Genomic DNA, 14,910 nt, shown 5'->3' with positions numbered 1-14,910 from the left:
CACCGTGCTGCGACGGGTGTGACCGCTGGTACTGGTAGTGCACAACGGGCCGATGACTCGGCGTGCCACGGCGCCGCGCGGTCACCAGAGCCCCGGACGGTCATTAGGCTGGCCGTCATGCCCGACCGCTGTGAGGTGCTCCCCGGAGACTCTGTCGTCGCCCGACGTGGCGGTGGCCTGCTGTGGGTCGACGCCCCCGGGTCGCCGGCCCTGGTGGCGGCGCTGCACGCCTGCCTGGGGGTCGCCGGTCCCGGCGCCGACCGGGTGCTGGCGGCGGTGGCCGGCCAGATGACCCGGCTGGCCGACGGACCTGCCTCCTTCGCCCTCGTGCTCGCCGACACCACCGGCGGCACCGGCACGGGTGTGGCGCTGTGGTCGGGCAAGGGCCAGCCGGCCGTGGACGGCGTGCCGGTGTCCGGTTCCGCGGTCGACGGCTGCACGCTCGCCGCCGGTTTCTCCCTCGGCCAGACCCTCTACGTCGGCCCGGGGCAGCCGGCCGCCGCCATGCCGCCGGGCGTCGCCCTCGACCTGGTGGAGGGCACCGTGCCGGGCTCCGGCGCGCTGCTGCAGCTGGCCGCTCCCGCGTCGTCCTCGGTCGTCCCGCCGGCCACCGCGCTGCCCAGTGGCGAGTCGTTCAGCGCGGGCTCCGACGCCGGCTTCGGCAACTCCGGCCGGATCGCCAGCCAGCCGGTCGGCCAGGGCGGTGAGCAGACCGCGTTCTGGCGGCCCGAGCCGCCGGCCGCGCCGGTGCTGCGCTTCGACGACGGCCTGGTCGTCACCGTCGACGAGGACCTGGTGCTCGGCCGCCGTCCCGACGGCCACGACCTGGTCACCGGCGGCACGGCCCGCCCGGTCCCGATCGCCGACACCCAGAACGTGCTCTCCTCGGCCCACGCCGCGATCCAGCGCTCCGGCCGCGAGGTGTCGCTGACCGACCTGGGGTCGCTCAACGGCACCCACGTCGCCGGCCCGGAGGCCACCGAGTGGACCCAGCTCGAGCCGGGTGTGCCGCACCCCCTCGCCGACGGCGACCGGCTGCTGCTCGGCTGGACCGTCATCACCTTCGAGCAGGCCGCCGAGTAACTCGGTCCCACGCCGAGAGGCCCCGTTCCCACCCGGGAACGGGGCCTCTCGCGTTCGAGCGACGAAGCCGGCTCGGCCCCGCCGGGGACGGCCGCTGGCTGCGGTGCGGCCCGTCAGGGTCGCGGTGTACGCAGCACGCGCAGTGCCCACACCGACCGGCCGGGCAGCTGGGTCCGGCCCGGTGCCAGCGCGGTCGGCTGCGGCGGGGTGCCGGTGGCGTACTCGGTGGCCAGCACCAGCTCGTAGCCGTCGCCCCACGGTGCCCCGGGCAGGACGACGTCGACCGGGTCGGCGCCGGCGTGCAGCCAGATCAGCCAGGAGTCGTCGATGACCGGGCGGCCGCGCTGGTCCCGCAGCCGCAGTCCCCGGCCGTCGAGGTACATGCCGATCGTCTGCAGGCCGGTGTCGAACCAGTCGCTGCTGGTCAGCTGCTCCCCGCCGGGGGCGAACCAGGCCAGGTCGCGGGTGCCGCCGGTGCCGGGCACCTCGCTGCCCTCGAAGAAGGCCTCCTGACGCAGCACGGGGGAGCTGCGGCGCAGCGCGACCGCGTGGGAGACGAAGCTCCACAGGTCGGCGTCGATGGCGCCCCAGTCGAGCCAGGAGACCTCGTTGTCCTGGCAGTAGGCGTTGTTGTTGCCGCCCTGGGTGCGGCCCAGCTCGTCGCCGGCCGTCAGCATCGGCACCCCGGTGGACAGCAGCAGCGTGGCCAGGTGGTTGCGCACCTGGCGGGCCCGCAGCTCGATGACCGCGGGGTCGTCGGTGGGGCCCTCGACGCCGCAGTTCCAGTTCCGGTTGTGGCTCTCGCCGTCCCGGTTCTCCTCGCCGTTGGCCTCGTTCCGCTTCTGCTCGTAGGTCACCAGGTCGGCCATGGTGAAGCCGTCGTGCGCGGTGACGAAGTTGACCGAGGCGAACGGACGCCGGCCGTCGGAGCGGTACAGGTCCGAGGAGCCGGTCAGCCGGTAGGCGAGGTCGCGCACGCCCACGCGGGCGTCGGACCACACGTCGCGCACGGTGTCCCGGTACTTGCCGTTCCACTCGGTCCACGGCGGCGGGAAGTTGCCCACCTGGTAGCCACCCTCGCCGACGTCCCAGGGCTCGGCGATCAGCTTCACCGTGCTCACCACCGGGTCCTGGTGGACGACGTCGAAGAAGGCGGACAGCCGGTCGACGTCGTGCATCGAGCGAGCCAGCGCCGAGGCCAGGTCGAAGCGGAACCCGTCGACGTGCATCTCGGTGACCCAGTAGCGCAGCGAGTCCATCAGCAGCGCCAGCACCGGGGGACGGCGGACGTCGAGGGTGTTCCCGCAGCCGGTGTAGTCGGTGTAGCGGGAGGGGTCCTCGCCGCCGAGCCGGTAGTAGCCGCCGTTGTCGATGCCGCGGAAGGACAGCGTCGGGCCGGTGTGGTCGCCCTCGGCGGTGTGGTTGTAGACGACGTCGAGGATGACCTCGATGCCCGCGGCGTGCAGTGCCTTGACCATCGCCTTGAACTCGGTCACCTGCGCCCCGCCCGAGCCGACCGAGCTGTAGGCGGCGTGCGGGGCGAAGTAGCCCAGGGTGTTGTAGCCCCAGTAGTTGGTGAGGTCGCGGCGCAGCAGGTGCGGTTCGCTGACGAAGTGGTGCACCGGCAGGAGCTCGACCGCGGTCACCCCGAGGGAGACGAGGTGCTCGACGAACGCCGGGTGGGCGATGCCGGCGTAGGTGCCGCGCAGCGCCGGCGGGACGTCGGGGTGCCGCATGGTCGCGCCCTTGACGTGCACCTCGTAGACGACGGTGTCCGACCACGGCGTGCGCAGCACCGTGTCGCCCTCCCACGGGAAGGAGTCGTGGATGACCACGCCCCGGGGCACGAAGGGCGCGGAGTCGGTCGGGTCGGGGCGGGTGGGGTCGGTGCGGTCCCAGCCGAAGAGCGCGTCGTCGAGCCGGAGTTCGCCGTCCACGGCCCGGGCGTAGGGGTCCAGCAGCAGCTTGGCCGGGTTGTACCGGGCCCCGGAGGCCGGGTCGTGGTGCCCGTGCACCCGGTAGCCGTAGCGCTGGCCCGGCCCGACGCCGGGCAGCCGGCCGTGCCAGACCTGGTGGGTGGTCTCCTGCAGGCGCTGGCGGTGTTCGCTGCCGTCGGGGTCGAACAGGCACAGGTCCACGGCCGAGGCCCCCGCCGACCAGAGGGCGAAGTTGGTGCCGGTGCCGTCCCAGTGGGCCCCCAGCGGCGCCGGGACGCCGGGCCACACCTCCAGCTGCCGGCCGGCCGTCGACGCGCTCAGATCGGTCACGTCCAGCATCGTGCCCGACTCACCCCGAGCCCGGTGCCCGCGACGCGGGCCGGGTTGGTTGGATGGCAGGCGTGTGGACTGAGCCGGTCGTCGAGATCCGGGGTGTGGACGTCGTCCGAGGCCAGGCGCACCTGTTGCGCGGGGTCGACTGGACCGTCCGGCCCGAGGAACGCTGGGTCCTGCTGGGCCCCAACGGGGCGGGGAAGACCACGCTGCTGCAGCTGGTCGGCGCCCAGCTGCACCCCACCCGCGGGGAGGTCGGCATCCTCGGCGAGACCCTCGGCGCGGTCGACGTCTTCGAGCTGCGCCCCCGGATCGGGCTGACCAGTGCGGCACTCGCCCAGCGGATCGACCCGAGCGAACGCGTCGGCGACGTGGTGGTCAGCGCCGGGTACGCCGTCGTCGGGCGGTGGCGGGAGCGCTACGACGTCGCCGACCTGACCCGGGCCGCGGTGCTGATGCAGCAGTGGGGCGTCGCCCGGATGGCGCACCGGCCCTTCGGCACCCTGTCGGAGGGGGAGCGCAAGCGCGCCCAGATCGCCCGGGCGCTGATGACCGACCCGGAGCTGCTGCTGCTCGACGAGCCCGGCGCCGGGCTCGACCTGGGCGGCCGGGAGGACCTGGTCACCCGGCTGTCCGCGCTCGCGAAGGACCCGAACGCCCCGGCGCAGGTGCTGGTCACCCACCACGTCGAGGAGATCCCGCCGGGCTACACGCACGCTCTGCTGCTGCGCGGTGGAGAGGTGGTCTCGGCCGGCCCGGTCGACGAGGTGCTCACCGCGCCGCTGCTGTCCGACGCCTTCGGGCTGCCGCTGGCGGTGCAGCGCGAGAACGGGCGGTTCTCCGCCCGCCGCGCGGCCTGAGGACGGCCCCCCTCGCCCGCCACCCCTCGGAGGCTCGCGGCGGGACCCTGCGAGGGGGGCCGCGGCTAGTGTCGGACCATGAGCGAGGGAGAGTTCGTCACCCTGCAGGTCGAGGACGGCGTCGGCACGATCCGGCTGGACCGGCCGAAGATGAACGCGATCGACGAGCAGCTGCACCGGGAGGTGCGGGCGGCGGCGATGCAGGCCGGTGAGCGCGCGGACGTGCGGGCCGTCGTCCTCTACGGCGGGGAGCGGGTGTTCGCCGCGGGGGCCGACATCAAGGCGATGTCCCAGCTGACCGGGGCGAGCATGGTCGCCTGGGGCCGGGAGCTCACCGCGTCGTTCACCGCGGTCGCCCGCATCCCGAAGCCGGTCATCGCCGCCGTCACCGGCTACGCCCTGGGCGGTGGCTACGAGCTGGCACTGTGCGCGGACTTCCGGGTGCTGGGCACCAGCGCCAAGGTGGGCCAGCCGGAGATCCAGCTGGGGGTCATCCCCGGCGCGGGCGGCACCCAGCGGCTGGCCCGGCTGGTCGGCCCGGCCAAGGCCAAGGACCTGGTGTTCACCGGCCGGCACGTGGGTGCGGCGGAGGCCCTGGAGATGGGCCTGGCCGACGCCGTCGTCCCGGACGAGGAGGTCTACCCGACCTCCGTGGCGATGGCCCGCAAGTTCGCCGCCGGGCCGCCCCTGGCGCTGGCCGCGGCCAAGCGCGCGATCGACGAGGGGCTGGACGGCGACCTGGACACCGGCCTGGCGCTGGAGAGCCGGCTGTTCGCCGAGCTGTTCGACACCGAGGACCAGGCGACCGGCATGCGCTCGTTCCTGGAGCAGGGGCCGGGCAAGGCGACCTTCACCGGCCGGTGACCGTTCCGCAGCGGCTGTCGTTCGTCACGGTCGGCGCCCGCGACGTCGGCCGGCTGCGCGCCTTCTACGCCGCCTGGGGCTGGCGCGAGCGGGACGGCGGCAGCGACGGCTTCGCCCAGTTCGACCTCGGCGGGGTGCGGCTGGCGCTGTTCCCGCTGGCCCAGCTGCACGCGGAGGCGGCGCCCGACGCGGCGCCGCCGGAGCCGGGCAGCTGGAACGGGGTGACGCTGGCGGTCAACGTGGCCGCCCGCGCCGAGGTCGACGCGGCGTTCTCCGCTGCGCTCGCCGCCGGGGCCGCCGCGGTGGCGCCGCCGACGGCTCGTGGGTGGGGCGGGTACAGCGGCTACGTCGCCGACCCCGAGGGCACCCGGTGGGAGCTCGCCTGGCTGCCAGGCCTGCTGGAGGACTGAGCCGGGCGGCGGCGGTGCGGGATCATGCCGGGGTGACCGCTCCGGGCCCCGCCGACGTCGACCGCTCCGACCGCGCCGACCGCGCCTGGGTCGAGTGGGCGGTGTCGCTGGTCGAGGCCGACGCGCACCGCAGCGCCGACACCCACCTGCTGGTCTACCCGCTGCCCCCGGAGTGGGGCATCGACCTCTACCTCAAGGACGAGTCGACCCACCCCACCGGCAGCCTCAAGCACCGGCTGGCCCGCTCGCTGTTCCTGTACGCGCTCTGCTCCGGGCAGCTGCACGAGGGCAGCACCGTGGTGGAGGCCTCCAGCGGCTCGACGGCGGTCAGCGAGGCCTACTTCGCCCGGATGCTGGGGCTGCCGTTCGTCGCGGTCATGCCCGCGACGACGAGCGCGGAGAAGATCGCGCTGATCGAGTTCCACGGCGGCCGGTGCCACCTGGTCGCCGACGCCGGCAGCGTCTACGACGAGGCCCGCCGGATCGCCGCCGAGACCGGCGGGCACTACCTGGACCAGTTCACCAACGCCGAGCGGGCCACCGACTGGCGGGGCAACAACAACATCGCCGAGTCGGTGTTCGAGCAGCTGTCCCGGGAGCGCCACCCGGTGCCGGAGTGGGTGGTGGTCGGGGCCGGCACCGGCGGCACCAGCGCGACCATCGGCCGGTACCTGCGCTACCGCCGGCTGCCCACCCGGCTGGCCGTCGTCGACCCGGAGGGCTCGGCGTTCTTCCCCGGTTGGCGCGACGGCGACCCGGCCACCACCGGGCGGGGCTCGCGGATCGAGGGCATCGGCCGTCCCCGGGTGGAGCCCTCGTTCGTGCCGACCATCGTCGACCGGATGGTCTGCGTGCCCGACGCGGCGTCGCTGGCGGCCATGCGGCACCTGGAGCGGGTGACCGGCCGGCGGGCCGGCGGATCGACCGGAACCAACCTGTGGGGCGCGTTCGCGCTGATCGCCGAGATGCTCGCCGCGGGTCGCACCGGCAGCGTCGTCACCCTGCTGTGCGACGGCGGGGAGCGGTACGCCTGCACCTACCACTCCGACGACTGGGTGCGTGACCAGGGCCTGGACCTGGCCCCGCACACCGCCGTCCTGGAGCACTTCGCCCGCACGGGGGAGTGGGCGCCCGTCAGGTGACCCGGGTCAGCTGCCCCCTCCCTGCCCGGCGGGTGTTACCCGCAAGTAGCCTCGATGATCGGCAGCGAGGCGGGCACCGCCCGTGCCACGAGACGACACGGAGGTTGGTCTGACGATGAACATCGTCGTTCTGGTCAAGCAGGTCCCCGACTCCGGCAGCGAGCGGAAGCTGGACCCGTCGGACAACACCGTCGCGCGGGCGACCGCCGACAACGTCATCAACGAGATGGACGAGTACGCCATCGAGGAGGCGCTGACGGTCAAGGAGGCGCAGGGCGGCGAGGTCACCGTGCTGACCGTCGGCCCCGACACCGCCACCGACGCCATCCGCAAGGCCCTGTCGATGGGCGCGGACAAGGCGGTGCACGTCTCCGACCCGGCCATCCACGGCGCCTGCGCGCCGCAGACCAGCGCGATCATCGCCGCCGCGCTGTCGCAGCTGGACTACGACCTGGTGCTGTGCGGCGCCGAGTCCACCGACGGGCAGGTGTCGGTGATGCCGGCGCTGCTGTCCGAGCGGCTGGGCGTCCCGCACCTGTCCGGTGCCCGCAAGCTCACCGTCGAGGGCACCACGGCGAAGGTCGAGCGGCAGACCGACGGCGGGTTCTGGGCGATCGAGGCCCAGCTGCCGGCGATCGTCTCCACCTGGGACACGATCAACGAGCCGCGCTACCCCTCCTTCAAGGGGATCATGGCCGCCAAGAAGAAGCCGGTGGAGACCAAGACGCTGGCCGACCTGGGCATCGACCCGGGCACCGTCGGCCTGGCCACCGCCACCAGCAAGGTGCTGGAGTTCGCCGGCCGCCCGCCCAAGGGCGAGGGCGTGAAGGTCGTCGACGAGGGCGACGGGGCCGAGAAGCTCGTGGGCTACCTGGCCGCCCAGAAGATCGTCTGACCCGGCCACCGAGCCCCGACCACCCGTACTCGAAGAGGAGACGATCCCCATGGCTGAGGTCCTGGTCCTGGCCGAGCTCAACCCCGCCGCCGGCGGGCCCCGCAAGACCACCCTGGAGGCGCTGACCGCGGCGCGTGCCCTCGGTGAGCCCTCCGCCGTCGTCATCGGTGCCCCCGGCACCGCCGCCGGCATCAAGGACACGCTGGCCGAGTACGGCGCGGCCAAGGTCTACGTCGCCGAGTCCGAGGACGTCGACGCCTACCTGGTCGCGCCCAAGGCCGAGGTGCTGGCCCAGCTGGTCGCCGACAAGCAGCCCGCCGCGGTGGTCATCCCCTCCTCCCCGGAGGGGAAGGAGATCGCCGGCCGGCTGGCCATCAAGACCGGCAGCGGCTTCCTGACCGACGTCACCGAGATCGCCGCCGACGGCACCGCCACCCAGGTGGCCTTCGCCGGGGCGACGATCGTGCACTCGCAGGTCACCGTCGGCACCCCGATCTACACGCTGCGCGGCAACTCGGTCACCCCCGAGCCGGCTCCGGCCGCCGCTGCCGAGGAGACCGTGCCGGTCGCGATCTCCGAGGCCGCCAAGCAGACCCGGGTGGTCGACCGGGTGGTCGAGCAGAAGTCCAACCGGCCCGAGCTGACCGAGGCGTCGATCGTCGTCTCCGGTGGGCGCGGGGTGGCCAGCGCGGAGAACTTCTCCGTCATCGAGGGCCTCGCCGACTCCCTGGGTGCCGCGGTCGGTGCCTCCCGGGCCGCCGTCGACTCCGGCTTCTACCCGCACTCCTTCCAGGTCGGGCAGACCGGCAAGACGGTGTCGCCGCAGCTCTACATCGCCGTCGGCATCTCCGGCGCGATCCAGCACCGGGCGGGCATGCAGACCTCGAAGACGATCGTCGCGGTCAACAAGGACCCTGAGGCGCCGATCTTCGAGCTGGCCGACTTCGGCGTTGTCGGTGACCTGAACACCGTCGTCCCGGCCGCCACCGAGCAGATCACCGCCCGCAAGTAGTCAGCTGCCCTCCCGGGGAGGGCAGTCCAGCTCGTCGTGTCGGGCGCCGGCCTCCGGGTCGGCGCCCGACGCACGTCGGGACCACCGTCGAGGAGACGACAGGCCGTGCCCACTTCCACCAGCCGGACGCAGCCGGGCGCGCCCCGGTGGGCGACGCCTACGCTGGCCGTGCCATGACCTACCTCGACCACGCGGCGACCACGCCGATGCTCCCGGCCGCGCTGGCGGCGATGGCCGAGCAGCTGGGCCGGGTCGGCAACGCGTCCTCGCTGCACGCCAGCGGCCGGGAGGCCCGCCGGGTCGCCGAGCAGTCGCGCGAGCAGCTCGCCGCGGCGCTGGGTGCCCGGCCGTCGGAGGTGCTGTTCACCGGCGGTGGCACCGAGGGCGACAACCTCGCCGTCAAGGGCCTCTACTGGGCCCGGCGCACCGCCGATCAGCGCCGCCGTCGCATCGTGGCCAGCCCCGCCGAGCACCACGCCGTCCTGGACAGCGTCGAGTGGCTGGAGAAGCACGAGGGGGCCGAGGTCACCTGGCTGCGGGTCGAGCCCTCAGGTCGGGTGACGCCCGAGTCGCTGGCCGACGCGCTCGGCGACGGGCGGGACGTCGCCGTGGCCAGCGTCATGTGGGCCAACAACGAGATCGGTGCGGTCAGCGACCTCGCCGCACTGGCCGAGGTCGCCCACGGGGTCGGGGTGCCGTTGCACACCGACGCGGTGCAGGCGGTCGGTCAGCTCCCGGTGGACTTCACCGGCAGCGGGGTCGACGCGCTCACGATGACCGGCCACAAGCTGGGCGGGCCGATGGGCGCCGGTGCGCTGCTGCTGCGCCGGGACGCCGAGTGCACCCCGCTGCTGCACGGCGGCGGGCAGGAGCGCGACGTGCGCTCGGGCACGCTGGACGTCGCCGCGATCGTCGGGCTGGCCACCGCCGTGCAGGCCGCCGTCGCCGACCGAGCGGACCGCACCGCACGGGTGGGCGCGCTGCGTGACCGGCTGGTCGCCGGCGTCGTCGCGCAGGTGCCCGACGCGCAGCTGAACGGCCCGGCCCTGGACGACGTCGTCGCCGGTGGCGCCGGCCGGCTGCCGGGCAACGCGCACCTTTCCTTCCCCGGCGCCGAGGGCGACGCCCTGCTCATGCTGCTGGATGCCCGCGGCATCGAGTGCTCGACCGGGTCGGCCTGCAGCGCCGGGGTCGCCCGGCCCAGCCACGTGCTGCTCGCCGCTGGGGCCGACGCCGCCCGCGCCCGCAGCTCGTTGCGGTTCAGCCTCGGGCACACCTCGACCGACGCCGACGTGGACGCCCTGCTCGAGGTGATCGGCCCGGTGGTGGAGCGCGCTCGCCGGGCGGGCAGCCGATGAGGGTCATCGCCGCCATGAGCGGGGGAGTGGACTCCGCGGTCGCGGCCGCGCTGGCCGTTGAGGCCGGCCACGACGTCACCGGGGTGCACCTGGCGCTCTCCCCGGACCGCCAGACGCTGCGCAGCGGTGCCCGGGGCTGCTGCAGCGTCGAGGACGCCCACGATGCCCGGCGGGTCGCCGACTCCCTGGGCATCCCGTTCTACGTCTGGGACCTGGCCGACCGGTTCCGTGAGGACGTCGTCGACGACTTCGTCGCCGAGTACGCCGCCGGCCGGACGCCGAACCCCTGTCTGCGCTGCAACGAGAAGATCAAGTTCTCCGCGGTGCTGGACCGGGCCCGGGCGCTCGGCTTCGACGCCGTGGTGACCGGCCACCACGCCCGGCTGGCGGACGGCGAGCTGCGGCGGTCGGTGGACGCGGCCAAGGACCAGTCCTACGTGCTGGGCGTGCTCACCGCCGACCAGCTCGCCGGCGCCGTCTTCCCGCTCGGGTCGATGACCAAGGAGCGGGTGCGCGAGCTCGCCGCCGAGCGGGGTTACGCGGTCGCGACCAAGCCCGACTCGCACGACATCTGCTTCATCTCCGACGGCGACACCCGGGGCTTCCTGACCCGCCGGCTGGGCGAGCAGCCCGGCCCGGTGGTCGACGCCGCCACCGGCGCGACCGTCGGCACGCACGCCGGCGCCTACGGCTTCACCGTCGGGCAGCGCCGCGGCCTGGGGATCAGCGCCGGGGACCAGCGGCCCCGCTACGTGCTGGGCATCGAGCCGGTCAGCCGCACGGTGACCATCGGCACCGCCGAGCAGGCCGAGGTCGGCGAGGTGGTCACCGGAGCCCCCAGCTGGACGGGGCCGGTGCCCGACCTGCCGTGCACCGCGCAGGTCCAGCTGCGCGCGCACGGCTCCCCGGTGCCGTGCGCCGTCTCGGTCGCCGAGGACGGCGGCCTGCGCATCGAGCTGCTCGAGCGGCAGCGCGGGGTCGCGCCGGGGCAGTCGGCGGTGCTGTACGCGCCCGACGCCGTCCGGGGTGACCGGGTGCTCGGCCAGGCCGCTGTCTGTCGCGCGGGTTAACCGCACCCGACGTTTCACAGCTGCCTCTTGGCTCACCCGAACGGGGGAGCTAGCGTGCCGTGACGGATCGGTTCCGGCCGGTCCGCCGTGTCCCGCTCGCCCGGGCGGGGTCGATCGTGTCGCTGCTGGCCGTCCCTGAGGTCGGCCTGGTGACGCCTGTCCAGGAGGACCCTCCTTGCGCCGAACGCGCCTCTCCCTGGCAGCCCTGACGGCGGCGACGATCGCCGTCGTCGGCCTGCCCACGGTGGCCTCTGCCACCCCGCACGGTCCGTCCAAGCCGGTGGCCCCGGCCGCCGACGTCCCGGTCCAGCTGCTCACCGTCAACGACTTCCACGGCCGGATCAACCAGCCCACCGGGGACGACGGCGAGGCCACCGCGCCCGGCGCCGACGGGCTGTACGGCACGGCCGACGACGCCGTCGTCGCGGTCGGCGGCGCTGCGAGCCTCGACGCGACCATCGACCAGGCCACCGCGGACTTCGTCGCCGACGGCGGCGCCGCGGACGACTCGCTGCTGATCGGCCTGGGCGACGTGATCGGTGCCTCGCCGTTCGAGTCCAGCGTCTTCCGGGACGAGTCGACCCTCGAGGTCGCCAACGCCCTGGGCATGGACGTCTCCGTCGTCGGCAACCACGAGTTCGACCGCGGGACCGACGAGCTGCGCCGCGTCTCCGGCGCCACCGACGGCACCGCCACCGACGACGTGACCGCCTGCGAGGGCGTGGAGCCCGGTGTGACCGGCTGCTTCACCGACAGCACCGGCGAGCCGTTCGCCGGCGCCGAGTTCCCCTACCTGGCCGCGAACGTGGTCTCCCGGGAGACCGGTGAGCCGATGCTGCCGGCGTACTCGGTGGTCGAGGTCGGCGGCGGCAAGAAGCTCGGCTTCATCGGCGTGGTCACCGACACCACCCCGACCATCGTCTCGCCGTCCGGCATCGCCGACGTGGAGTTCGTCGACGAGGCGGAGGCGATCAACCGCTACGTGCCCGAGCTGCAGGCGCAGGGCGTCGAGGCGATCGTCGCCCTGGTGCACGAAGGCGGGGAGAACCCCGGCACGGACGCCACCGACCCCAACGGCTGTGACCAGCTCACCGGGCCGATCGTCGACATCAACGCCGAGACCGTCTCGGCCGTCGACCTGATCGTCAGCGCGCACAGCCACCAGGGCTACAACTGCATGCTCAGCGACCCCGACGGCCAGCCCCGGCTGGTCACCCAGGCCGAGTACTACGGCCGGATGTTCACCGACATCCGCCTGGTCCTCGACGGGCGGACCGGCGACGTCGACCGGCTCTGCGCGGACTACCGGGCAGGCAACGTGCTCAACGTCCGCAACGCCGAGGACCCGGAGATCGACCGGATCGTCGACTACTGGACCGCCCAGGCCGCCGAGGCCGGCGACCGGGTGGTCGGCGAGGCCGCGGCCGACATCCGCCGGGCCGGCACCCTCGGTCCCGACGGCGTCTTCGTCCCCGTCCGGGACGGCGAGTCGGCCCTGGGCAACCTGGTCGCCGAGATGCAGCTGGCCGCGATCCAGGCCGACCCCAGCTTCGGGGCCCCGGTGGTCGCCTTCATGAACCCGGGCGGGCTGCGCACCGACATCCTGGCCGGTGAGACCACCTACGCCGAGCTGTTCAACGTGCAGCCCTTCGGCAACACGGTGAACGTCGTGACCCTGACCGGGGCCGACATCCGGGCGGTGCTCGAGCAGCAGTTCCAGGCCAACGGCGGGCCGCGCGGCAACACCCTGCGGCTGGGCACCTCGGAGGGCTTCTCCTACCGGTACGACCTGAGCCACCCCTACGGGCAGCGGGTCGACCCGGCATCGATCACCCTCGACGGCGAGGTCGTCGACCCGGCGGCGTCCTACCGCGTGGTGGCCAACTCCTTCCTGATCGGTGGGGGTGACGCCTTCACCGCGTTCACCAACGGCACCGACCCGGCCACCGGCCCGGTCGACGTCGACACCGCGGTCGCCTACTTCGAGGCGAACTCCCCGGTGGCCCCGCCGGCCGCCGACCACGGCCAGGCGGCCACGTTCCCGGCGCCGGAGCCGGCGGCCGGCCTCGGTGGCAGCACGGTGGAGCCGACCCCGGCGACCACCGTGGACGGCACCTCCGGCCTGAACGGGCCGGGCCAGGTGGGGCCGGGCTGCGACGCCACCGCGTCGATCAGCGACGACACCCCCTTCCGCGGCGACCGGGTGACCGTCACCGGCACCGCGTTCGCCCCCGGGGAGAAGGTCACCGTCAGGCTGTCGAACGGTGCCAAGCTGGGCACCGTGAAGGCCGACCGCAACGGCAACGTCACCGCCACCGGGCGGGTGCCGCTGCTGCTCCCGGCCGGCGAGCACACGGTCACCCTGACCGGTGCGTCGGGGGAGACGGCGAGCGACACGTTCACCCTGGACCCGTACTGGCTGGAGCTGGTCAAGCGGCTGAAGCTGCTGTTCGGCCGGTGAGCCACCGCGGGGCCTGACCGTCGCCGATGAGGTCGTGACGGCGGGCTACGGTCGACACCGTGGCCACGCCGAACGACCTCCCCGACGACGTCACCACCCCGGCCGGCGACCCTGCCGGCAGCGACGACCAGAGGCCGGTCCCCATCCCGTGGGGGCCGGCCTCTGGCGTCGGGTCGCTGCCGGGCACCGACCCGCTGGAGGCGATGCGCCTGGTGGTCGGGGAGCTGCCCGAGCTGCCGCACCTGCCCGAGCTGCCCGCCCGGGGCCCTGGCGCGGACATGATCGGCCGAACGGCGGCCCTGCTGGTCGACCTGGCCGTCGACCTCACCCCGGCCGGGTGGCGACTGGTCCCGCGCCCGGGGGCCGACCTGCGGCGGGCCCGCGAGCTGATGGCCCGCGACCTGGACGCCCTGCACGAGGTGGCCGAGCGCTACACCGGCGCGTTCAAGGTGCAGGTGACCGGCCCGTGGACGCTGGCCGCCGGGTTGGAGCGCTCCCGGGGCGACCGGGCCGTCGTCGACGCCGGGGCACGGCGCGACCTGGCGCAGTCACTCGCCGAGGGGGTCGCCGCCCACGTGGCCGCCGTCTCCGCGCGGGTGCCCGGGGCCACGGTCGTGGTCCAGCTGGACGAGCCGTCGGTGCCGGCCGTGCTGCAGGGCGGACTGCCCACGGTGAGCGGGTACGGCAAGCTCGCCGCGGTCGAGACCACCGTCGTCGAGGAGGAGCTGACCGCGCTCCTCGACCGGCTGCCTGCCCCGGCGGTGCTGCACTGCTGCGCCAACCGGGCGCCGCTGGACCTCTTCCGGGCGGCCGGTGCGCAGGGGCTGTCCTTCGACCTGGGCATGGTGCAGGACCTGGACTCGGTCGGTTCCGCCGTCGAGGCCGGCACCCACCTGCTGATCGGCGTCGTGCCGGGCACCGACGCCACCCTGCCGTCGCCGAAGACCACCGCCACCCGGGTGCAGGCCTGGTGGCGCGAGCTGGGCTTCCCGGCCGAGCAGCTGCACTCCGCCGTCACGCTCACCCCGGCCTGCGGCCTGGCCGGTGCGAGCCCGGCCTACGCCCGCAGCGCGATGACGCACGTCCGCGAGGCAGCGAGGTACCTCCTGCCGGAGTGACCCGGTCGGGACGGCGAGGACGCACCTACGTGGAGGTGGCGGAGGACCCGCTGCCGGAGTGACCGGGTCCGGTCAGCTGAGGTGCCCGACCTCGCCGACCGGGACGTCGTCACGCGGGCACACCCACCATGCGGCGGCGTCGCCCACCCGCGCCTGCACGGGTGGGTGCCGGGTGTGTCGGGGGCAGCGGGGCCAGTCGGTGGGCGCCCGACCTCAGAGCTCCTCGAACGCCCAGTCCTGGATCCCGTCCGCCACCTGGGCCACCTGCTCGGGCAGCGGCAGGCTCAGCTCCACCCAGATTCCCTGCCCGCCGTCCTGGCCCCAGAGCATGGCCCGGCCGGGCCGGGCCGGCGTCACCCGGCGGGGG

13 protein-coding genes are annotated in these 14,910 nt (G+C 74.4%); 11 read left to right on the top strand and 2 right to left on the bottom strand.

Annotated elements, in window-relative coordinates; genetic code table 11:
* The first annotated feature begins 117 nt into the window (after window positions 1-117).
* On the top strand, window positions 118-1,083 hold the full coding sequence (locus HLA93_RS08390; protein WP_222193940.1) for an FHA domain-containing protein: 966 nt from the start codon (window positions 118-120) through the stop codon (window positions 1,081-1,083).
* Window positions 1,084-1,196: 113 nt separating this feature from the next.
* On the opposite strand, the gene glgX is transcribed toward HLA93_RS08390, so the two are convergent.
* Entirely contained in the window at window positions 1,197-3,350 is a 2,154-nt protein-coding gene (gene glgX, locus HLA93_RS08385) for a glycogen debranching protein GlgX (RefSeq protein WP_439957968.1), read from the bottom strand.
* A 62-nt stretch (window positions 3,351-3,412) separates the two neighbouring features.
* On the opposite strand from glgX, the gene HLA93_RS08380 reads away from it, so the two are divergent.
* From HLA93_RS08380 to HLA93_RS08335, 10 genes are all read left to right on the top strand, one after another.
* A complete protein-coding gene (locus HLA93_RS08380) occupies window positions 3,413-4,213 on the top strand; it encodes an ABC transporter ATP-binding protein (protein WP_222193938.1) in 801 nt (266 codons plus the stop codon).
* 78 nt (window positions 4,214-4,291) lie between these two features.
* Entirely contained in the window at window positions 4,292-5,077 is a 786-nt protein-coding gene (locus tag HLA93_RS08375) for an enoyl-CoA hydratase/isomerase family protein (RefSeq protein WP_222193937.1), read from the top strand.
* Window positions 5,074-5,487 carry a VOC family protein gene (locus HLA93_RS08370; RefSeq protein WP_222193936.1) on the top strand — a complete coding sequence of 138 codons (414 nt, stop codon included), beginning with the start codon at window positions 5,074-5,076 and terminating at the stop codon, window positions 5,485-5,487. The genes HLA93_RS08375 and HLA93_RS08370 overlap by 4 nt, the downstream gene beginning before the upstream one ends.
* Before the next feature lie 32 nt (window positions 5,488-5,519).
* Window positions 5,520-6,629, top strand: a complete 1,110-nt coding sequence (locus HLA93_RS08365; protein WP_222193935.1) for a PLP-dependent cysteine synthase family protein — start codon at window positions 5,520-5,522, stop codon at window positions 6,627-6,629.
* 115 nt (window positions 6,630-6,744) lie between these two features.
* Entirely contained in the window at window positions 6,745-7,524 is a 780-nt protein-coding gene (locus tag HLA93_RS08360; RefSeq protein ID WP_222193934.1) for an electron transfer flavoprotein subunit beta/FixA family protein, read from the top strand.
* A 49-nt stretch (window positions 7,525-7,573) separates the two neighbouring features.
* Entirely contained in the window at window positions 7,574-8,536 is a 963-nt protein-coding gene (locus HLA93_RS08355) for an electron transfer flavoprotein subunit alpha/FixB family protein (protein WP_222193933.1), read from the top strand.
* 173 nt (window positions 8,537-8,709) lie between these two features.
* Complete coding sequence (locus HLA93_RS08350; protein ID WP_222193932.1) at window positions 8,710-9,894, top strand: cysteine desulfurase family protein; 1,185 nt, start codon at window positions 8,710-8,712, stop codon at window positions 9,892-9,894.
* A complete protein-coding gene (gene mnmA / locus HLA93_RS08345) occupies window positions 9,891-10,964 on the top strand; it encodes a tRNA 2-thiouridine(34) synthase MnmA (protein WP_222193931.1) in 1,074 nt (357 codons plus the stop codon). Before HLA93_RS08350 ends, mnmA begins: the two co-directional genes overlap by 4 nt.
* A 175-nt stretch (window positions 10,965-11,139) precedes the next feature.
* Window positions 11,140-13,425, top strand: a complete 2,286-nt coding sequence (locus HLA93_RS08340; protein WP_222193930.1) for a bifunctional metallophosphatase/5'-nucleotidase — start codon at window positions 11,140-11,142, stop codon at window positions 13,423-13,425.
* A 59-nt stretch (window positions 13,426-13,484) separates the two neighbouring features.
* Window positions 13,485-14,543 (top strand): methionine synthase, encoded by a 1,059-nt coding sequence (locus tag HLA93_RS08335; RefSeq protein ID WP_222193929.1) that lies wholly within the window; start codon window positions 13,485-13,487, stop codon window positions 14,541-14,543.
* 213 nt (window positions 14,544-14,756) lie between these two features.
* On the opposite strand, the gene HLA93_RS08330 is transcribed toward HLA93_RS08335, so the two are convergent.
* A complete protein-coding gene (locus HLA93_RS08330; RefSeq protein WP_222193928.1) occupies window positions 14,757-14,900 on the bottom strand; it encodes a hypothetical protein in 144 nt (47 codons plus the stop codon).
* Window positions 14,901-14,910: the final 10 nt, after the last annotated feature.

It is taken from the genome of Modestobacter italicus, assembly GCF_019799965.1.
GTDB classification, from domain to species: Bacteria; Actinomycetota; Actinomycetes; order Mycobacteriales; family Geodermatophilaceae; genus Modestobacter; species Modestobacter italicus_A.
The sequence above is the reverse complement of the archived record's forward strand: the minus strand, read 5'-3'. Positions and strand labels throughout refer to the sequence as shown.